The sequence below is a fragment of the Chthonomonas sp. genome, from assembly GCA_016788115.1.
In the GTDB taxonomy this organism is placed as follows: Bacteria; Armatimonadota; Fimbriimonadia; order Fimbriimonadales; family Fimbriimonadaceae; genus UBA2391.
Genome location: JAEURR010000003.1, coordinates 1 through 20,707, shown reverse-complemented (window position 1 = coordinate 20,707; position 20,707 = coordinate 1). Strand labels below are relative to the sequence as shown.

The 20,707-nt window shown below is 55.8% G+C and carries 17 protein-coding genes and 1 tRNA gene; 7 read left to right on the top strand and 11 right to left on the bottom strand.

Translation table 11 applies throughout. The annotated features are described in order from the left end of the window. Window positions 1-15: 15 nt before the first annotated feature. Window positions 16-1,161: a citrate synthase gene (locus JNM85_00300; protein ID MBL8086494.1), complete on the bottom strand. Its 1,146-nt coding sequence runs from the start codon at window positions 1,159-1,161 to the stop codon at window positions 16-18. Window positions 1,162-1,344: 183 nt separating this feature from the next. On the opposite strand from JNM85_00300, the gene JNM85_00295 reads away from it, so the two are divergent. Beyond that, window positions 1,345-2,814 carry a vanadium-dependent haloperoxidase gene (locus JNM85_00295; GenBank protein MBL8086493.1) on the top strand — a complete coding sequence of 490 codons (1,470 nt, stop codon included), beginning with the start codon at window positions 1,345-1,347 and terminating at the stop codon, window positions 2,812-2,814. 82 nt (window positions 2,815-2,896) lie between these two features. Then, window positions 2,897-3,349, top strand: coding sequence for a GNAT family N-acetyltransferase (locus JNM85_00290; GenBank protein MBL8086492.1), 453 nt, complete (start codon window positions 2,897-2,899; stop codon window positions 3,347-3,349). Here the strand turns inward: JNM85_00290 and ruvC are convergent. The 6 genes from ruvC to JNM85_00260 all read right to left on the bottom strand — a co-directional run bounded on the left by ruvC (window position 3,346) and on the right by JNM85_00260 (window position 7,834). Beyond that, entirely contained in the window at window positions 3,346-3,825 is a 480-nt protein-coding gene (gene ruvC, locus JNM85_00285; protein MBL8086491.1) for a crossover junction endodeoxyribonuclease RuvC, read from the bottom strand. The genes JNM85_00290 and ruvC overlap by 4 nt on opposite strands. Beyond that, window positions 3,825-4,703, bottom strand: coding sequence for an FAD-dependent thymidylate synthase (locus JNM85_00280; protein MBL8086490.1), 879 nt, complete (start codon window positions 4,701-4,703; stop codon window positions 3,825-3,827). Before JNM85_00280 ends, ruvC begins: the two co-directional genes overlap by 1 nt. A gap of 36 nt (window positions 4,704-4,739) precedes the next feature. Next, window positions 4,740-5,420, bottom strand: coding sequence for a hypothetical protein (locus JNM85_00275; protein ID MBL8086489.1), 681 nt, complete (start codon window positions 5,418-5,420; stop codon window positions 4,740-4,742). Window positions 5,421-5,506: 86 nt separating this feature from the next. After that, window positions 5,507-6,589 (bottom strand): class I fructose-bisphosphate aldolase, encoded by a 1,083-nt coding sequence (locus JNM85_00270; protein MBL8086488.1) that lies wholly within the window; start codon window positions 6,587-6,589, stop codon window positions 5,507-5,509. A gap of 37 nt (window positions 6,590-6,626) precedes the next feature. After that, window positions 6,627-7,334, bottom strand: a complete 708-nt coding sequence (locus JNM85_00265; protein MBL8086487.1) for a CoA transferase subunit A — start codon at window positions 7,332-7,334, stop codon at window positions 6,627-6,629. Between the two features lie 149 nt (window positions 7,335-7,483). Continuing rightward, entirely contained in the window at window positions 7,484-7,834 is a 351-nt protein-coding gene (locus JNM85_00260; protein MBL8086486.1) for a hypothetical protein, read from the bottom strand. Window positions 7,835-9,104: 1,270 nt separating this feature from the next. Between JNM85_00260 and JNM85_00255 the strand changes: the two genes are divergently transcribed. From JNM85_00255 to JNM85_00245, 3 genes are all read left to right on the top strand, one after another. Continuing rightward, a complete protein-coding gene (locus JNM85_00255; GenBank protein MBL8086485.1) occupies window positions 9,105-11,435 on the top strand; it encodes a glycosyltransferase family 4 protein in 2,331 nt (776 codons plus the stop codon). Further along, window positions 11,360-12,373, top strand: coding sequence for a hypothetical protein (locus JNM85_00250; GenBank protein MBL8086484.1), 1,014 nt, complete (start codon window positions 11,360-11,362; stop codon window positions 12,371-12,373). The genes JNM85_00255 and JNM85_00250 overlap by 76 nt, the downstream gene beginning before the upstream one ends. Window positions 12,374-12,736: 363 nt before the next feature. Further along, a complete protein-coding gene (locus tag JNM85_00245) occupies window positions 12,737-13,657 on the top strand; it encodes a prolyl oligopeptidase family serine peptidase (protein ID MBL8086483.1) in 921 nt (306 codons plus the stop codon). A 152-nt stretch (window positions 13,658-13,809) separates the two neighbouring features. Here the strand turns inward: JNM85_00245 and JNM85_00240 are convergent, their stop codons facing one another. Continuing rightward, a complete protein-coding gene (locus tag JNM85_00240; GenBank protein ID MBL8086482.1) occupies window positions 13,810-14,682 on the bottom strand; it encodes a hypothetical protein in 873 nt (290 codons plus the stop codon). A 405-nt stretch (window positions 14,683-15,087) separates the two neighbouring features. Here JNM85_00240 and JNM85_00235 point away from each other — a divergent pair, with 405 nt between their 5' ends. Together JNM85_00235 and JNM85_00230 are read left to right on the top strand one after the other, a co-directional pair. Continuing rightward, window positions 15,088-16,107, top strand: a complete 1,020-nt coding sequence (locus JNM85_00235; GenBank protein ID MBL8086481.1) for a hypothetical protein — start codon at window positions 15,088-15,090, stop codon at window positions 16,105-16,107. A 130-nt stretch (window positions 16,108-16,237) separates the two neighbouring features. Next, a complete protein-coding gene (locus JNM85_00230) occupies window positions 16,238-17,371 on the top strand; it encodes a hypothetical protein (GenBank protein MBL8086480.1) in 1,134 nt (377 codons plus the stop codon). Here JNM85_00230 and JNM85_00225 read toward each other — a convergent pair. The 3 genes from JNM85_00225 to JNM85_00215 form a co-directional block, all read right to left on the bottom strand. Further along, window positions 17,368-19,221 (bottom strand): TIR domain-containing protein, encoded by a 1,854-nt coding sequence (locus JNM85_00225; protein ID MBL8086479.1) that lies wholly within the window; start codon window positions 19,219-19,221, stop codon window positions 17,368-17,370. The two genes, JNM85_00230 and JNM85_00225, sit on opposite strands and share 4 nt — an antisense overlap. Window positions 19,222-19,230: 9 nt before the next feature. Beyond that, the gene (locus JNM85_00220; protein MBL8086478.1) at window positions 19,231-20,367 is read right to left on the bottom strand and encodes a pyridoxal phosphate-dependent aminotransferase; all 1,137 of its coding nucleotides are present in this window, start codon (window positions 20,365-20,367) and stop codon (window positions 19,231-19,233) included. Between the two features lie 199 nt (window positions 20,368-20,566). Beyond that, a tRNA-Arg gene (locus JNM85_00215) sits at window positions 20,567-20,642 on the bottom strand. Window positions 20,643-20,707 lie beyond the last annotated feature (65 nt).

Below are 20,707 nucleotides of genomic sequence, written 5' to 3'. Positions count from 1 at the left end.
GGGATTGGGGCGCGATTAGCGCTCGGAGACAGGGATAAAGGCCTCGCTCGTCGGTCCTTCGTAGATGCACTTCGGTCGGATCAGTCGGTTGTTGTCCAACTGCTCGATCATGTGCGCGCTCCAACCGGAGACGCGAGCGATCACGAAGATCGGGGTGTAGAGGTCGATGGGGATGCCGAGCACGTAGTATGCGTAAGCAGCAGGGAAGTCCACGTTCGGGTAGATGCTCTTCTCCGATTCCATCACTCCCTCGAGGATGTCCGCGATGCGGCTCCACTTGCCCTGGCCCTTGCGCTCGGCGAGCTCCTTGGCAATTTTCGAGAGGTAGATCGCGCGCGGGTCTCTCTTCTTGTACTCGCGGTGGCCGAAGCCCATGATTTTCTTCTTGTTTGCGAGGGCGTCGCGGATCCAGGCGTCAGCGTTGTCTTCCGAACCGATCTCCATCAGCATGTGCATGGCTTCTTCGTTTGCGCCGCCGTGGAGCGGGCCGCGAAGAGTGCCAATGCCTGAGCTGATGCCGCTGTACAGATCGCTCAGAGTGGCGACCGTCACGCGGCAAGCGAAGGTTGATGCGTTGAATCCGTGCTCGGCGTAGAGGGTCAGCGAACTGTCGAGAACGTGCGCGGTCTCGGCGACGGGCTCTTCACCGGTCACGAGGTAGAGGAAGTTTTGGGCGATGCTGTGCTCGGCACGGGGTGCAAGCGGCTCCAGGCCCTTGCGGATGCGGTGGCTGTTGCCGACGATGGTGCTCGCCTTGGCGATGATGCGGACGGCTTTGCGGACGTTAGCATCGGGGTCCGTCGCTGGCGCTTCGTAGTCGGGGTCGAACGGAGCGTAGACGGCGAATCCGGTTTTGGCCAGATCCATCGGGTGCGTCTCCTTCGGCATTGCTTTCAGCGCGGTGTAGACGGCCTCGGGGACCTGTCGCTCCCGGGCGAGCAGGAGCTTGAATGAGTCCAGCTCGTTGCGGTTGGGCAATTTGCCCATGATGAGCAGGTAAGCCGTTTCTTCGAAACTGCCCTGACTGGCGAGATCATGGACGTTGTACCCACGGTAAACGAGGGTGCTCGTTTCGCTGATGATGTCGCTGATGGTGGTGATGCCGCCGATCACTCCTTCGAGACCAGGGCTGTAGTTAGGGTAAGTCGTTGTGGCGCTCATAAATTTCGTACCGATTCCTTGCTCACATCAGTGTAAGAAGGCAGGGAGTAAAGGCCATCACAATGGCCCAGACAATTGCTATAGAATACCCATTGAGGCACCCTAGTTGAGTGTAGAACGCTCGCCGCCCTGGGAAGGAAATCGGCAATAGGGGCCGAAGATAGTGCTTGGAGGATTCTGTCTATGAATGTTAAGCTAACTTTGGGTTCTCGGACCTATGTAATGGCCGCCGCAGCGGCGCTGGTCCTGTCTGGATGTGCAGGTGGTGGTGTCACAGGCTCGTCCGGTGGAGCGCAGACCGCGGTGGTCGCGTTCAATAACAGTCTTCTCGACGCGGTCAAGGTGACTGCGCCGGGTCCCACGGTGACGTCACGGGCAATGGGCATGACCTACACCGCCATGTACGATGCGTGGGCAGCGTACGATCCGGTCGCAGTCGGCACTCGGCTGGGGGGGGCGCTCCGACGACCCGCCAACGAATTCACGGTTTCGAACAAGCAGAAGGCTGCAAGCTACGCCGCATACACAGTTCTAGTCGATCTGTTCCCGACTCAGAAGTCCCGGTTTGACGCGGTGATGTCCTCCTATGGTTACGATCCAATGGACATGGGGCCGACCGACGGCGCTGGCGACATCGGCGTTCGCGCAGCGCAAGCCATTTTGACCTATCGCCATGCCGACGGTTCCAACCAGCTCGGCAACTTGGGCGGCGGTGGAGCTTACAAAGATTACACGGGTTACACCCCGGTGAATACCGCGACCCAGGTGAACGATATTGGCCACTGGCAGCCCCCGACATTCGTGATGCCGGACGGATCGATCCGCCGCCCGTCGTATCTTACGCCGCACTGGGGCAACGTGAAGACGTTTGCCATCACCAACCCGGCGGCGCTTCGCCCTGTAGCTCCCGCAGCGGTAGGCACGCCCGAGTTTCAGCAGCAGGCGGACGAGATTCTCGCTACCACAGCGAACCTGACCGATGAGCAAAAGATGATCGCCGAGTACTGGGCCAAGGGGAGCGGAACCGAGTTTCCTCCGGGTCAGTGGGGTGGCTTCGCGGCGAGGATCTCAGCGCGCGACAACCACTCGCTGGATGACGATATCAAGATGTTCTTCATGGTCGGCAATGCCGTTATGGATGCAGGCATCTGCTGCTGGGAATCGAAGCGCTTCTACGACTATGTGCGCCCGATCACCGCGATCCGTGAGCTCTATCGCGGGCAGGACATTACGTCTTGGGGCGGGCCAGGCAAGGGAAACATCGTGATGAAGGGCGAGAACTGGTTGCCTTATCAGCCTGCAAGCTTCATCACACCGCCATTCCCCGAGTACACCAGTGGACACAGCGCCTTCAGCGCTGCCGCCGCCGAAGTCATCAAGCGGTTCACGGGGAGCGACTCGCTGGGGATGTCCGTGACCTTTGCGCCAGGATCTTCGGAGACTGAACCCGGAGTCACGCCTTCGCGACCGATCACCCTATCGTGGGCGACGCTGAGCGAAGCAGCGGACCAGGCGGGCATCTCGCGACGCTACGGCGGGATCCACTTCGAGGACGGCGACTTGCGGTCGCGCGTACTGGGTCGCTCTGTGGGCGCAGCGGTCTACCAGAAGTCCATGGACTACATCGAAGGGCGCGGTACGCCGAACCCGTAACTCCACCTGGAAGTTCGTCAAATGGCCGCCGGAGGATTTTCAGGTGACCATTTGTTTCGCCCGTTCGGTAGTCTCCCACCCAATGAGTGACGTGAGTGTTCGGATAGCGACCGGGAATGACCTGGAAGCATTGGCCAGGCTGTTCGATGGGTATCGACAGTTTTATGGTCAGCCCAGTGACCTCGCGGGCGGGCGCGAGTTTCTTTCCGAACGGCTGGCGAACCTCGATACGATGGTGCTGATCGCGCTCGCGGGCGACGTCCCCGTCGGATTCGCGCACCTCTTTCCGAGCTGGACGTCGGTCGGGATGCGTCGGATCTGGATTCTGAACGACGTGTTTGTTGCGCCCGAAGCCCGGGAACGCGGGGTGGGGCGAACGCTCATGGTCGCCGCTGCAGAGTTTGGGAGGCAGACCGGTGCGGCGCGGATGATCCTGCAGACTGCAAGCGACAACATGATCGCGCAGTCGCTGTACGAAGATTGCGGCTGGGAACAGGATAACGCGATGATCGAGTACCGGCTCGAGCTGGACTAGCGTACGGCCGCGCGGATCCGCAGAGCGTGGGTGATGGCGATGGCCAGTGCGTCGGCGACGTCGTCCGGTTTCGGCTTCTCGGTTAGGCCCAGGAGCTTGGTGACCATGAACTGAACCTGCAATTTCTCGGCGGCCCCGTTGCCGACGACCGAGAGCTTGATCTCCGGCGGCGTGTACTCGGTCCACTCAATGCCGAGTTGGGCGGTGACTAGGAGTGCAACCCCGAGCGCCTTACTGACGTCCAGAGCCGTGGTCTTGTTGTTCGTGAAGAACAGCCGCTCGGTGGCAATCATGTCCGGTTTCAGCCGAGCGCACAGGTCCGTGAGTTGTTGCTCAATGAGCAGGAGTCGGTCAGGCAGCGAGATCGTGGGCGTCTTGATGAGACCGTATTCGACGGGAATGAGTCGCGAGCCCTCGCGATCGATGATTCCGAACCCCATGCGCTCCAGGCCGGGATCAATGCCGAGAATCCGCATTAGGCTTGGACTGGCTCGGGCTCGTCGGGCTGTTCGGTCGGCACGGCTGCCCGCAGCTTGCTGAGCTTTGTCTCGAAGGCGTCCAGTGCGCGACCTTCGAGCGAATGCGCACCGCCGGTGAGCATTTGAGAAAGCGCTTCGCACTCTGCTCGTGAGAACCGCACGCTGCCGAGGATGTGCTCCTCAAACGCTTCGTACGCCAGCGGCGCGACCGCCTTTGCGCATTGCGCGAGCGCTTCAGCGTAGACCCGGATTTCGTACTGAGCGTGCGAGTCGAGACGGAGGGCGAGAAACCGGAGCAGGTTGTGCAGATCGATCTGCCAGTACCACTCGGTGTAGAGGCTGAGCGGGAGGTTTGCGCGGGCGATTTCGCGGGCCAATCCCGACTCGATCATTCCTTCGTAGTGTCGGTAGATGAGGGCCTGATCGGCGCGCATCTCGTCCAGCATCGCCGAAACGGTGTCCGCAGGCAGCGATTCGTCGCTCCGGGCTTGCTTGTTGTCCGAACTCTGGCCCCGCATCAGTCCGGGTTCGGGGACGTAGAATTCATCGCGCATCACGCTGTATCGCCCCGAAATCTCGTTGAGCCGGGCGGTGCGATGGCGCACCCATTGCCGCGCCACGAAGATGGGCATTTTAGCGTGGAAGGTGAGGACCACCTGCTCGAACGGCGAGGTGTGCTCGTTCTTGAGGAGGTAGTGGATGAGGCCGCGATCTTGTCTGACCGTCTTGGTCCCCGCGCCGTAGCTCACGCGTGCGGCTTGCACGATGCGTTGGTCGCCCCCGAGGTAGTCGACCATACGGACGAACCCCTTATCCAGAACCGGAATTTCTACGTCGAGGAGTGCTTCCGCCTCGGGAACGATCAAACGGGCCATGGGTCAATTCTGGCACTTTTCGGTGCCAAACGCTGGCTATTCGTCCCGTCGGGATCCGGGTACCCCGCGGCTGGTTTGCTTGAATTCTGGGCCGCCGAGATCCTTGAACGCGGCCTTCTGCCCTTCGGACAGCATTTCTCCGATCTTGGTCGAAATCTCGCGGGCCATGTTGATCGGGTCGCTGGGGTTGGTCCCACCGTCAGGCGATTTGAGCGCAGCCTGGTAGTCCTCGCGCAGCTTCCTGTTGGCGGCGTTCATCATCGCCTTGATCGAAGCGCGTTGGCCATCATCGAGCCCAACCGCTTTGGCGATTTCGAACTCGGTCAGGGCGATGTAGCCGTTGACCTGCATAAAGATCTGGTCCATGCGCTTGCGCTGATCGGGTCGCAACTCGCGCATCATGGCGTCATCCATGTTCAGTTGCCATCGTCGGTATGCCCCTTCGGGATCGCCGGATCGCATCCAGTCTTCCTTTCGAACCTTCATGGTCGCGGTGACGACGCTACGAGCCTGGTCATCGGACATGCCGAGGTCGGTACGAGCATCGCTGCGGAGTGCCAGTTGGAATCGAGGGGTCGGCACGACGAACCGCAACACCGGCTTGCGCGTGCCTTCGGCGTCCTGGCGTCGGAGGCCGCGTTCGCTGGGATCAGGCTGGGCCTGGGCGAGTGTGACGAGGCCGAGCAAGCAAATACCGATCAATGGGAGCGTCTTCATGGATATATTCCAATACCTAGGATACAACGGAACTAACGAAAGGCAGGAGTTTGTGGTTCCTGCCTTTCGAACGCCTGACGACAGGGTTAGGCGACGGTGATCTTCTCGCAAAGGTAGACGTCTTGGATCGCCTGGAGAAGTTCGACGCCGACTTCGAACGGCTTCTGGAACGCCTTGCGGCCCGAGATCAGTCCGCTTCCGCCTGCACGCTTGTTCACGACGGCGGTCATGATTGCGTCCTGCACGTCGTTCGCTCCGCTCGCGCCACCCGAGTTGATGAGCCCCGCGCGACCCATGTAGCAGTTGGCGACTTGGTAACGACAGAGGTCGATGGGGTGGTCGGAAGTCAGTTCCGAGTAGATTCGCTCATCGAGCTTGCCGTAGCTGCTCCCGCCCGTATTGAGGGCCTTGAATCCGCCGTTGTTCTCAGGCAGCTTCTGCTTGATGATGTCGGCTTGGATGGTCACACCCAAGTGGTTGGCCTGGCCGGTGAGGTCGGCGGAGAGGTGGAAGTCCTTGTCCTGCTTAAAGGCATCGTTGCGGAGGTAGCACCACAGGACGGTGGCCATACCCAGCTCGTGGGCGCGCGCAAACGCCTCGCTCACCTCGATGATCTGGCGGCCGGAGTTTTCCGATCCGAAGTAGATGGTTGCGCCGATCGCCACCGCACCCATGTTCCAAGCCTGCTCCACCTGGCCGAAGAAGATCTGGTCCGCCTTGTTCGGGTACGTCAACAGCTCGTTGTGGTTGAGCTTGACCATGAACGGAATCTTGTGCGCGTACTTGCGGCTGCACACGCCGAGCACACCAAGTGTCGAACAAACCGCATTGCATCCGCCTTCGATCGCGAGCCGGATGATGTTCTCCGGGTCGAAATACATCGGGTTCTTGGCGAAGCTGGCTCCGGCGGAGTGCTCGATCCCCTGGTCTACGGGCAAGATGCTGAGGTAACCCGTGCCGCCCAGTCGACCGTGATTCGCCATCATCTGCAGGCTGCGCAGTGCCTGGTTGTTACGATCCGAGTTGACGAATACTCGGTCGATGAAGTCTGGACCGGGCAGGTGCAAGCTCGACTTGTCTACGGTCTTGGACTTGTGGTCGAGATAGTACGAGGCCTGGTCGCCCAGCACCTTCACAATTTGATCGAATCCCATCGTTGTTGCCGCCATTGTTGTGTTTCCTCCGACTCGGTGAGTTCCTTTGAGTTTAGCTCGCCGAGCGCGGACGCGTCGTGACCCGCTCGATGCGCTTCTCGAAATGGACTCCTTGCAGAACCTTGTTCACGTAGATCCCTGGGGTGTGGATTTGGTCGGGATTGAGCGCGCCGGTCTCGACGAGCTCTTCGACCTCGGCGATGCAGACTTTGCCCGCGGTCGCCATCATCGGGTTGAAGTTGCGCGCAGTTCGGCGATAGATCAGGTTGCCCGCTTGGTCTCCCTTCCAAGCCTTGACAATGCTGAGGTCGGCGACCAGACCGGTCTCCATGACGTACCAATGACCGTTGAATTCGCGCGTCTCCTTGCCCTCGGCGACGAGCGTGCCATAGCCCGTACGCGTGTAGAAAGCGGGGATGCCCGCGCCACCCGCTCGGACCCGCTCGGCGAGGGTGCCCTGGGGATTGAACTCCAGTTCGAGCTCGCCGCTGAGGTACTGCCGCTCGAACTCGGCGTTTTCGCCCACGTAGCTGCTGACCATCTTGCGGATTTGGCGGGTTTGGAGCAGGATTCCCAGGCCGAACTCATCGATGCCGCAGTTGTTGCTGATGACGGTGATATCCTTCACGCCGCTCTCGCGCAAAGCGAGGATGAGATGCTCGGGAATGCCACAGAGGCCGAAACCGCCAGCCATGATCGTCATGCCGTCGAACAGGTGGCCAGCGAGCGCTTCTGAGGCTGTCGAAACGACTTTGTTCATGCCTCCTATGGTAGCTCACGGAGAGTGCTATAAACAAAGCAGGGTGCCCGTGAGCACCCCAACGCATGATAGCTATTGAACGAAGATTTCTCTTCGAATGAACGACTTCAGTATGAAACCGCGCCCCCTGGCGCGCAACCGCAATCGTGCTAGGAATCGGCTGAGACTGGTAGTTTGCGGAGTGCCAAAATGTCGGCGAGCTTGTGGGTGAGGGTGGAGTTCGAGACGACGTGATCGCACTGCGCTTCGCGGCCCGCGCGCAGAATGTCCGACTCCTTGTGCCCCGCGTGTCCAACGGTTACGATGTGGGCGTCGTGGAGCGCCTGGATGAAGCCTGGGTCGCGGAAGGACTCGACGCCGAGGTTGAGGATCGCGAGCTGCACTTCGGACGAAGGAGCGGTCGCGGTCGTAAGCACCTCCGGCTCGTGGCCGAGCGCGGTCACCCCGTTCGCGAGGCGCACGCTCCAGAGCAAGTTGTTTTCGTAAATGGCAATGCGCATGGTGGGGTCGCGGGCTCGGGGCCCTGGCTCATTGTAGCTGAGTTGGTGGGGAGGCCACGAAACCTGCTCAGGATCAGTTGTTCTCCCTCGTGCATGACGAGCTGCACGCCTTAGGAAGTGGCAGGCGTGTTGCGCGGCATAGTGCATGAACGCCCAACCGACAATGGGCAACGACCTGGAGGGAAAATGAATGGTGTGCGGCCCAACAAGGTCGCCAACCGAAGTCGCGGTTCTAAGACCTCACCCGCAGATTAATGGCGAAATGATCAACTACCTCTTCGATGGCCACGGAAACACAGTGGCGACGTTGGTGAAGAGTGGTAGCCCGTATGGTTTAACGATCGATGGGTACAGCGACGTTTGGGGCTCGTTCTGATGGGCTCGGGGCTTGTGAATCTACAGGAACGCTATTGTGCAAACTTGGTTCACAAGTGCGATCTTGAGCTTGACCAAATCTCCATGAGGGCTCAGTATTATGTGCCTTGTAATGGGAGGTTCATTAGCGATGACCCCGCGTTGGATAGAAAACACTGGTACGCGTACCATGGTAACCATTCGGTAAACCGTGTGGATGAACACGCGAGATTGCTTATTGAACTTTCTATGCAACGCTTCGCCACCGGATTCATGATCTTCTTCTTGTTTACTTCTATTGGAAATCTGTCAAAGGACACCTTACTTCGTGTGCCAACGGTCGTTGTTGGTGCTTACTCGGTACCGTGCGACTCCGCCAAGAGCCTAGGGGAGCTCCAATCGAGCACGCGGACGATCAATTGAGACAGAGGCTCAAGCAACGTCGCCTGAGCCCGATCAAGACAGGAACAGCCGGGAGGAGGCCTAAACCGCCCCGAGTTCGACTCGGAAGAAATCCACGGGTGAGATGCCGTCGACGCACCGGTCGTGACGCGACGTGCCCGGACGGTCTGAAATGCCGGGGTCCCCACTGCCAAAGCACCGGGCGCTGATTCACGAATCGACGTTTCGAGACACCGTCAGCCAGGCTGTCTCCCGCTGCAGAGGAGAGGCAAGAGCTCGCCTCTCCATGCCGAGACCCGTTGATTTGACCGCCAAAGAACTATGCGAGACCATCCGATCGGAGGTGGGGGAGGAGGGCAGTGGCCAGTTTGTCAGCTCGTGAAAGTACGCTTGCAAAGAGGCCACTTGGTGGGAGTTTTTGGATGACCCACTGGGAGAACTTACCGTTCTCCAAACAAATGTTTAACTTGGAGCATCTTGTAACACGAGGGGACAGATCCGAGTACCCTGCAGTATGGACCCCCCAATTCCTCTCAATCATTTTGCCCGTGTGGCCATCCTCGGGACCCACGAGCCAAGACGATGTGGCATCGCCACCTTCACAACAGACCTTGCGGCTGCGATCAGGCAAGCGGCTCCGAAAGTACAAGTCGACGTGATGGCGATGTCGGATGAGGCATACGATTATCCGCCAGGAGTGGTTGCCCACATCCCAGTCGCAGACCGCAGAGCTTACTCCCTAGCCGCCGAAACTCTTAACCATTCACACTTTGATGTGTTGTCTATCCAACACGAGTACGGCATTTTTGGTGGCCAATGCGGCGCCTATCTTCTCGACTTACTGAAGAAAGTGGACATACCTGTTGTCACCACGCTCCACACAATCCTGCGACACCCAACTGATGACCAAAGGGCGGTCCTCGACGAGATTATTGAGCTTTCGGACCGGCTTGTCGTCATGAGCCATACTGCCCGCGATTTGCTATCGGAGGTTCACGGTATCGACCTGAAGAAAGTAGACTACATACCCCACGGAATCCCGAAAATCTCACCGACTGCGGGACGGGCACTAAGAGCCAAGCTCGGCGGTAAAGGCCCGATTCTTTTGACGTTTGGCCTGTTGTCTCCAGACAAGGGGATTGAAGACGTGATTCGCGCTCTCCCGCGATTGTCTTCCGAACATCCGGACACCAAGTATCTAGTTGTAGGAGCGACTCATCCCCATATCAAGGCGACCATGGGTGAAAAGTATCGTCAAGGCCTTGTTGAGCTCGCGAATGAACTCGAAGTGTCGAACCACGTCGAGTTTGTCGACGAGTTCGTTTCGATCGAGCGGCTGGTTGAGTATCTATCGGCGACCGATTTCTATATCACGCCCTACCACAATCCAATGCAAATCACTTCGGGGACGCTTGCCTATTCGATGGGTGCTGGAAAAGTGGTGATTTCGACTCCTTACGAGTACGCCAAAGAGGTGTTAGCAGAAGGCAGAGGCGTCATCGTGCCGTTCCGAAACCCCGGTGCGATCGCCGACGCCGTGTTGACGAGTTGCTCGCACGATGCGGACCAATTTGAAATGAGCTTCCGGGCCCGAGAGTATGGATCTCGAATGTACTGGGATCTAGTGGGAAAGCTCTATGTCGAATCGTTGAACCGAGCCACTCAGGAGTTTACACCCAAGTTTGTCGTCTCTCCTTCCATTCCTGAGGAACGATACTTGCACACCGAGCCCAGCTTGTCCCACTTCGAGACGCTGACGGACGATACCGGGATCCTCCAGCATGCCACTTTTACCATCGCGAATCGCCAAGAAGGCTATTGCGTCGACGATAACTCGCGTGCTCTCCTTTTCACTCTGCTCCTCGAGACTCGGGACAGCTCCAACGCGAAGTTAGCCAAGATGCAGTCGCGATTCCTCTCGTTCGTCGCCGATGCCTTGAACGAGAGAACTGGGAGGTTCCGGAACTTCATGAACTTTCAACGTGAGTGGCTTGAGGAAGCTGGATCAGAAGATTCCCAAGGGCGGACAATGTGGGTGCTCGGAGAGACAGCCAAGCGAAGTCGTTGCCCTGAGCGCGCTGTCTTTGCTTCGAAGCTCTTTCAGTCTGCCGTCAAACCGCTACAGGATTCACGCAGCCCTCGGACGTGGGCCTACCTCATCCTTGGAGCGGCCGCCCTCTTAGAGGGACAACCAAACGAAAAGTCAGCCCGATCTTTGCTGGAGTCCATGGCGGGTCGTTTGCACAATTTGTTTAAACAAATCGCACACCGTGATTGGATGTGGATTGAGCCGCGTTTGGCCTACGCAAATGCTCGTATCCCGCAGGCAATGATCCAGGCTGGCTATGTCTTAGACCGTGAAGAGTTGCTGAACGACGGGCTTGCATCGCTGAAATGGTTGCTTGCTCGGCAAACAACTGAGAATGGCGATTTCGCTCCAGTCGGGTCCGCTGGTGCGGGGCCATCGGAGTTCGGTAGCGTTCAGTTTGATCAGCAGCCCATCGAAGCGGCCAGCACAGTGTCCGCTTGCCTCACCGCCTATCGAGTGTCTGGACAACCTCAGTTCCTTGCTGATGCAACCCGCTGCTTTGAGTGGTTCCTGGGGCGGAACGTTCTCGGCCTGACCCTGGTGAACCCGGAATACGGGGGCTGTTTTGACGGGCTGCAGCGAGACGGCGTCAACCGAAACCAGGGCGCAGAGTCCACCTTGTCCTACTTGACGGCCTTCACCGAACTTCGAACAGCAAGCGAAGATCGCGACAACCAACGATTCTCAGGAGAGACCTTATCAAACACCAACACTATCCCAACCTATTTGTTCGGTCCAGCAGCAACCCTATCCTGACCGCAGCCGACTGGCCATACCCGGCGCATAGCGTCTTCAATCCCGGGGCCACCCGACTTGCCGATGGAAGCACCCTGCTCCTATGCAGGGTTGAAGACCGGCGGGGTATCTCCCACCTCAATGTCGCGAGATCGCCGAACGGAGTAGATCAGTGGACCGTGGCACCCGCACCGTCATTTGAATCGGACCCAGATCAGCATCCCGAGGAGCTTTGGGGCATCGAAGATCCCCGCATTACGTACGTCCCGGAGATGGATGAGTATCTGATCGCCTACACGGCCTTTGGAAAAACGGGACCGGGGGTGTGTCTTGCCACGACAAAGGACTTTGAGACCTATGAGCGGCTCGGGCTGGTGATGCAGGCTGACGATAAAGATGCAGCCGTGTTTCCGAGGCGCTTTGGCGGAGAGTTTCTTCTGATCCATCGCCCATCCACTTCGTTGGGTGCCCACTTGTGGCTCTCTGCATCGCCAGACTTGCGAAACTGGGGTGGACACGACGTCTTGCTCCCTGCCCGACGCGGGGCGTGGTGGGACGCAAACAAAGTCGGGCTCGGTCCACCTCCGGTTGAAACTGATCAGGGTTGGCTCGTGATTTACCATGGCGTTCGGACCACGGCGTCTGGGTCGCTCTACCGCATCGGACTGGCACTGTTTGACCTCGAAAATCCGGCGATCTGCGTGAGACGTAGCCAATCCTGGGTCTTTGGACCAGAGGAATCCTATGAAACCGTCGGGGATGTGCCCAATGTCGTCTTCCCGTCCGGTGTGACGGTTGGAGACGATGGAGACACGCTCTTCATTTACTACGGAGCTGCAGACACGTCCATCTGCCTAGCCAAGAGTAGCAAAAAAGCTCTACTCGACTGGCTAGATTACGACGGAACCGACTACATGGGAGAGGCCGGTCAGGCCGCAGAACGGACTTCTCCGACGTAACTTGTGCCGCAGTCAGACAAGAACCACAGAGTGTTGGACATCGAAGTGAACGCACTTGGCACTCTGTGAGGCACTCTTCGCACCGGGGCCTGCCGGTCGTGAGCGTTTGCGAGCTCTGGTTCCGCTAGATGCGCTCGTTGGTGCGCGGGGCACAAGGGGTCACGCAACCTCGGGGGGAATCGAACCCCCGACGCCCTCCTTAGGACTGAAGAACAATACGTTGAAAAACCTCTGATTTGAGTCTACAGTGGTCTCGGGAGGTCTCCCAAAATCCAGGGGCTAAGAGAGACCTAATGAGAGACCCATTATGAAACTGGAATTTGTCGCAACGAACATTGATCGGAAAAAGCCGTCTTCGAAGGCATGAGCAATCTACTCATCGCGATGTGCCTGGTCTCGCTGCATTCGGGTCCCATAGAACGCGACATTTCCGAACTTGTTTACAAGTCTATCGATGGTCGAGAGACGAAGGCCGTCCTTTCGATTCCCAAGGGCGCAGGGCCCTTCCCGCTCATCGTGACCGTTCACGGGGGCAACACGGAGAAGTCCTACGGTTACCTGCGGACGATGGCGGCGCCGAATCGCGTTTCATCAATCGTGAACGACTTCAACAAAGAGCCGTGGGCAATCCTCGCCGTGAGCTACCGAAACGGCATTATGAACCTCGGCGATGAAGACGTGATCGCGGGAATCCGGTTTGGCATGGGCCTCCCCAACGTAGACAGGAGCCGGGTCGCGTTGGTCGGCGGAAGTCAAGGCGGATACAAGGTGCTCCAAGCAGCAATCAGGATGGGCAAGGAAGTCCGATGTGTCTCCGCAGGATCGCCGTGGATGGTCGATCCCGTCACCTATATGAAAGGCGATGTCTTGAAGCCTCCGTTCTCCCTCATTTCTCCCGATGTGCGAAGTAGCCTGGCCGAACAGGGGAAAGCACTCTACAAGCAAATATTGAGGCGAGAAGGTACTGAGGACAAGGCCCAAGCTTTCCTACGCGAACACTCGGCATTGGAACAGTCATCCAAAATTCGAGTCCCCCTCTTGTTACTCACCAGTCACGCCGACGAAAGTGTGCCGCACGTTCTTGTCGAACCTCTTTGCACGCGGATGAAGAACCAGGGGCAGCGGGTAGAGATGTTCACGGTCGCCAAGTCACCTCACGGCTTCTATTGGGGGCGTGTGGAGGGTGCCAGAGCCGGACAAACCCAGAAGTCTGAAACACAGGAGCAGGAGGAGCGCAAAACCTCTGCGAAAGTCATCTCGTTCTTGAAGGTGAACTTGAAGTAGCCTCCGCCTCCGCCAAATCTGTACGACTTTATGATCGTCGTGTCGAGTGTGATTCGGGGATCAGGCGTCAAGTTAAGATGAATCCAGGTTCAAAAGAGTGGCGGCCCCGGAAGGGATCGCCCCTCCTCCTCTCGAGCAAGCACGTTGGGTGTCTATTGCGGCGGCTTCTCGGGAGGTTGGAGATGCTCAAAGTCCATCACGAAGTCCGGCGTACCCCGACGGATAGCTGCGAGCGAATAACGTTCGATCGCCCCTCGCCTCGCGACGAGCAGGTCTCCCTTGGAGTCCCAGGTAGCCCAATCCACCTCCGGATCCAAAAGGTCGGACCCCTCGAGCTGAAACTCGAAGGTGTAGCCTCCGATCAAGTAGCCGCGATAGAACATTCGAAGGCGAGGATGTTGAGGAGTGGGCTGCCACGACCATCCGGGATCGTCCAGACAGACCGTGGAATAGGTGCTTTTTTTCAAAGCAATCCGGACTTCTTTCCCGCACGGTCCCTCGCGCTTCCACCCGTCGCGCTCGAGCCTGTAGAATAGAATTGGAAATACTTCACCACCAGAATCCTTTCTTTCAATTGAAAATGGGACCTTGCCCGACCCGTTGAACTCGCTGAGCGAGCGATTGTAGCTGGTCATATCATTAGCCCGAAGCGTCTTGGGATCCGAGAAAAATCCACCGCCGGCCCACGTTCCCAAGTTAGGAACGTCTACGACGGTTTTTAGTCGTGGCGGCATGCAGATTCCGTTCCACGTCTCTCCCCCTCCGCCCAGGGCCAGGTAGACCATCCACGCACCATCCCAAGAGAGGTCACACCGCTCGGCATAAATGCGACCGTTGAACCAAGACCCGTACTCGATACTGTCCGTCAGGGTTCCCCACGAAATGATGTGGAAGAGTTTGGTGGGCTTGCGCCGGATGACCACGGCCTTGGGGGCCTTGTGAGCGCGCAGAATGTGCAACCGAGCGGTTGTTCTTATCGTGGTCCACGCCTTCGGAAGGTCCTTTTCCTTGGGATGATCGGCCATTTCCTTCCTTCCGAGCGTACCCTTGGCGGCCCCGGATGGAATCGAACCCCCGACGCCCTCCTTAGGATTGAAGAAAATACGGTTGAAAAATTTTGATCTGAGTCTACCGGCGTCTTCCGTTGCGGCCGCCATATTAAACTGACCAGTTGGTTCCGTAAATGAGGACAAGGTCCGTACACATTTCTAGTGTGATCTAGGGAGCCAGTTGGTCCCGTCGAACCATCCCTTTCCAAACACTGGAGCGGGTCTTGCAATGCTTAGCCAACAATTTGCTTGGCAGACTTCGCGAAAAGAGGATTGAGTTAGACCCAAACAACGGTCGCCCTTAGACCCCGTTTAGCTAAACCACCCGCTTCACTGAGTTCTGGGCAAACTTGCTGTAGGGTTGGTTAGAATGACTAGGAGATGACAAACGAAGAGGCACAATTTGACTCATCCCAAGCTCAGGCTGCACCGGCAGAGGCGGCGGCGGTAGCGATGGATCACTCGAATGAAAGGGTCGAAGCATCGAACTCTGAGACTTTGACCGCCGTGGGGCAAAGGATCTCAAGCGCTTGGCTAGAAGCAAATACGCGTGCTCAGTTGGCTCATGCAACACGATCTCAGTACGCAACTGTTAGCCTGGCTGGTATTGGACTAATTACCAGTATATTTGCGAAAGCACAACAAACCTCTCTGGTCGTAGTGGTTCCCGCGGTCCTTACACTGCCGATCCTATCTATCGTTTTCTTGCTGTGGTACAACTATCACGCGATTGCAACCCGATTGCTGTATTGCCATTTAGCTGAGTTAGAGGCATATGCTTGTCTAAGAGGGCTAAATATTCCCTGCTGGCACACGAACAAAAACTACCAAACGGACGTTGTGCACGCAAGAACTTTGTCTAACTACGGGTTGTATATCCTAGTAATCGGCTCACTTTTGCCAGTTATGTTCGTCGGAGACGCATTCGCTTCCGTTGGGACCGCAGTTTCATCGGCAAGTGTTGTTTACTTGGCATCTCTTTTTTCGCGATTGAAGCGACTTAAGGAGCGGGCACGCGAAGAGAGTCAAAGTGTTGCCGAATCAGTAAGAACGGGTCATGAAATGGCACAGAACGCATTAGCGGCGAGTTCATCTGAACTCGACCCTGCTCGGCTGCTTGGCCATTTCTCGGAGGCGGATCGTGCTCTGGAAAATGCCAGAGTCCTATCCGAACAAATAGGATCTCTCGAAAAGCAACGTACGAAGGCTAGCGCGCTATGCATGTTGCTGATTTGCTTGGGATGTGGGCTTACCTTCTGGGAGTATTCTCAACACGGCGCACCCGAGGTTGTTGTTGTACTTCTAAGCGTTGTCGCTGGGAGCCTAACCGGGATGTCGATTCAAATCCTTGCATACGGACACGCAAAACGAAAGGCGATCTATGCGGCAAAGTTCGGGTAGTGCCTCAGCTCAATCCGAGCCTATGATGGCCCGCCGATTAACACGCAAGATATGTGAACGGCCCGACTGTACGGTTCGTATAGAATACGAACTTGCACCGAACAATCGTTTCATGTCAGTATAAAGCGAGATGAACGCAGCATCCGAACAAAATTGGCAGGAGGCCTCGCCAAAGACCGAAGGAGAGCGAAAATGGAATCGGGATGTTTGGTCTCCCGCCACAGTCTTTGCTTACGACTCCGTATCTTTGAAGAAGTTGAAGGAGCAGACGCTACCTGCCAGGACAGAATTTTTCTTGTGGGACCGTCAGGCAAATGAGCTAAAACGTAAGCACCAGCGCGATGCGTCCTGGTTTTTTTACGCCGCAATTGTCATTCTATCAATTTCATTCTTGATCAGTCTTTGGCTCGGCATTGGTGTCCTTTCGCTTGGGTACATTCTCATTCGACGACTTCGGCCGTTTAAGGACGATTGGATTAGAGTGCGAATCAGCACCGAGATTACTCGGGCTTGGCTCGGTGTACAGACCGCTCGTTGGATGCTGGGTAGGGCCGCGCTCGTAGAAGTCTCGGACCTTGATCGGGACTGGGATGCTCTCAAAGTGACTCTCGTTGACGGTTCACAGGAAAAGGACGCATTTCGGACAAACCCGAAAATTTTTGACCATGCCGTTGGGCTGCATGCACTGAAGTCGGAGCTTGAGCGGAACCGTGGCAGACTAAGTGCAACTCCCGAATTCTTGCAGGCAGCGCAGTTCTATTACGAACACCGCCCTACTGTTCAGATTGCTTACTTGAATAACGGACTCGAAGAAGCTCAAAGACGGGTAGCAGTTCGTACCGCTTACGGCAAAGTCATTTTTTTTGGATCACTAGGCTTCGGAGTTCTTGCTCTCATTTGCTCTTGGAAGCCAGAACTGTGGGAGGTATCGGGCACGTATTTAACAAGCACGAGCATAGCAGGACTCAAAGAGCATTCAGGGGAGGTCCTAAAGAAGATCGCGATGTTTGGCTTGGCATGGAGCGGGTTGATGAGGATGCGGCTCAATGCCACGGGAGCAAAAGCAAACATCGTCCGGAACGTCGAATACCTAAAGAAGTGGGAAGGACTGACCTCTAAGTGGGACCAAGCTGGAAGAACATCCTTGAATACTTCGGCTGAATTGGAAGCATGGGTTGAGTTGGCAATTGAAGGCGAGACGCTTGGACTTCAGGAGCATCATCGATTTGTCTTGGATATGGACGCAGCGGAGCACCAATTTTAGGGGCGGGGTTGCAAAAGCTTGTCCAAGATTGCTGAGTCGGGTCGCCTCCGACTCTCGGAGTACAACAATAAATCTTCACGTTTAAGGTGCCCCGACGCGATCATTGTTGCCTGACCGTAAGCTTGAATCAGTGCCTTTACAATTGTATCTTCGCTTGAATGGTCGTCAAGATCAACACCGCTTAGTTGGAATCCGCTGTCTGCAAGATAATTTCGTATCATCTCGTCGCGAAGATCTGAGAATGTGTCCGATTCGTATGCCTTGTTCGCAAATTCTATATTATCGTAAACCAATACAATGAGTATGTGCCTAGGGCTACTTTCCTCAGACTCTATTTTTACACCTGTATGATGGTCAAAGCGTTTCTTATTTAGATCCGTCGCGCCGTGCCAGAGAGAATATCGTTTTGGGGCATCATTGCCTCCCGTCTTGACTAGTTCATCGAGCTTCTTGTGTAAGGAATCCAAGGCTTTAGGAAGCAAAGAATCTGCGTCGGGCCATACTAGCCGTACCATATGTAGAACATCCTGGTCGACGTTTTTTGGCAACACTTTATTGATTAGATTGTCGTGCGTTTCGTGTTCATAGAATTTTATGACGTTCCCCGTTGTCTCATGCGTGCTCTGCGTACTGAAAAGATCTTTAACTAGATCGATCTTGACCGCCAGGTCTCCCGCGAATTTCTTCGAATTAGAGCCTTGATTCTGTCCCAGGATTTTGATGTGATAGAAGCGGTTCGGAGTTAGTATCGCTAAATACCACTGCTCTTTCCCGCTCTGAGAATACTTAACGAACGCCATGTCAAACGTAGGGAGAGCAAACAAGAAATCTGGTTGTTGACTCATTATTTCGGAGTCGAATAACGCTTCATACACAACTTGTCGATATTTTGTTAGCGAAGTCAACAAGACCTTTCCGCCAGGTCCAAAAGTGTCGAGTTGCCTTTTAAAAACGCCGCGCTCTAAGTGTTGCCTGAGTCCATCTTTGCTTTGGAAAACGAAAAGCCGTCCAGCCTCTTTGCCATTGTGCAACTTAAGATAAACATCGGTCAGTTGATTGCTCTCTTCATCGGTCCAGAAACTGCTTACGGATTCTACAGATATACCGTAGATTGCCTCTGCCTCATAAAAGAACGCAGAAGCCACTCGTAGGAAACTAGCTTCATGGGACACCTTTGAGACGAAGTGATGCCCTACTTTGCTGCCACCGAGGAGTTTCAAGTCGCTTGCTCTTTCTATCGCGTCTAACATGGCTTGGGAGAACGCGCGTTTTACAAACTTTGGAGTATGGGTATCGAGTGAGTGTTCAATAAGTAAGCTCTCGGCACGATGCAGCCTCGACAACACTAAGCGGTAATGATCTCCGTCAAACTGTTGATTGATTTCCGTTAAGCACTGCTTCCATACATGCGCCAGGTGTTCTGCCTTGCATTGATCCAAGGAACAATCATTGTGCACTTCCAGAAATCCTTGAGTTGCGAGAGTCTCGAACATCTCGAGTTTTTCATTTACTTTAAACCTAACGAGAATCACTGGAATATGATAAGCGCGTGCGTACCCAATTTCCGTTGCTACGTTTGGAGATTGTCCTGCGATATCATCAAGAAGCACTATGATAACATCTGCGTCCCGGACCGCTTCGCGGTTTGTATCGGCAAGTGAACGGTCTGTCGAAAAAGAAACTTCCGAGTAAACGTAAGCGGCATACTCATCATCTTTGATCAAGGTCTTCAGTTCCTGAGCTACTCGGGTTCCTACGGGGCCAGCGAATGACAGAAAAATGTGGAACTTCTTGTCATCAAGAAAGTACTTTCCATTCGCCTCACTAACGGATTCTTGAAAATTACTCATTGTTTTTCATTACAGTGATGCCAGTTCGCGGTCGGTGACAGCGAAGCAGAATCTTACGTACTGACTATTCGGGTCGTTTGCGAAAAACGCGCTACCAGGTACCCCGGCGATTTTATGTGTCTCGATCAAGTGCTCGTTGATTGCTACAGCGTTCGGCAGCCCGAGACATTCGCAGTTTGTTAGTACATAGTAAGCTCCGTCAGGGAAAGTGGGGACGAAGCCCATGCCTGAAAGTGCATTGCAGAGAATTTCGCGCTTTGATTGAAACCGACCCTTGAGTTCTAGGAATAGCGGCCAGTCATTCGTCAAATCAGCAACCGCGTGTTGCAAGGGAGTTGGTGCGCAAACATAGTTCATTTCATTCGCGATTCGGATACGGCGAGCGATCTCGGGAGGCGCAATCGCATATCCGATGCGCCAACCTGTAATAGCGAGAGTTTTACTGAATGCGGAGATGGTTACGACATTTGAGGCGATCTCTTCGATGGATGCCGGGCTTACGTGCTCCTTTCCGTCAAATGTGATGAACTCATAGACTTCATCTGAAATCATCGGGATGTCATGTTCCAGACAAATTCTCCCAATTGCGAGCAGTTCTTCGTTTGTAAAGATCTTTCCTGTTGGGTTGTTTGGTGTGTTGACGATTACGGCCCTTGTTCGGCTCGTGATTGCGGCGCGAAGTTCATCTGGGTCAAAGTGCCAGTCCGGGCGGCGTAGCGGAACGACCTTGGGAACTCCCCCGAGCATCAAGACAGCTTTCAAATGGTAGTTATAGAAAGGCTCGAAGAGGATCACTTCGTCACCCGGATCCATGAGGCTGTGAAGAGTGCAATGCAATGCACCAGTAGCTCCGGCAGTGACAACCAGGGTTCCACTCAGTGGATCAGGATCGACCATGACGCGGTTGAACTCTAGAGACTTCTTTGCTATCGCTTCTCGGAGTGCTGGGACTCCCGCGGTCGGAGAGTACGTATTGTATGACGTCTTTGACTTTCCTGTGTCCATTGCTTCGCGGGCGGCATCGGCAAGGCGATCAAAGTAAGGAGCGGGCTCAATGAAGCAGTTCCCCTGTGCCAGGTTAATACCCTGAGCTTTCTCTATGATTGAGGTCCATTTGCGAATGTCAGAAGGCTCGATGCCCTCCATGTGCGAGGAAAGTTTTACCATACTGCCTGTAATGCTACACTATTATTGATTGGCAGGTTGACTGGCCTCGGTTGTTGTCATGCCTATACGGTCGGAGCTTTCACCTCTAGTATTGCGCCCGTAGGACCGTTTTTGAAGTTTTCACGGGTTGACCGCCTGAAGTACGGCTCTGACTGGGGCGGGTCGTGGTTCAAAATAGTGGCGGCCCCGGAGGGAATCGAACCCCCGACGCCCTCCTTAGGACGGAGGCGCTCTATCCACTGAGCTACGAGGCCGCGAGGCCCCAGTATATCCCTCGCGGGTTCAGGGGTTGAAGAACCAGCTCACCGCAGGCAACAGG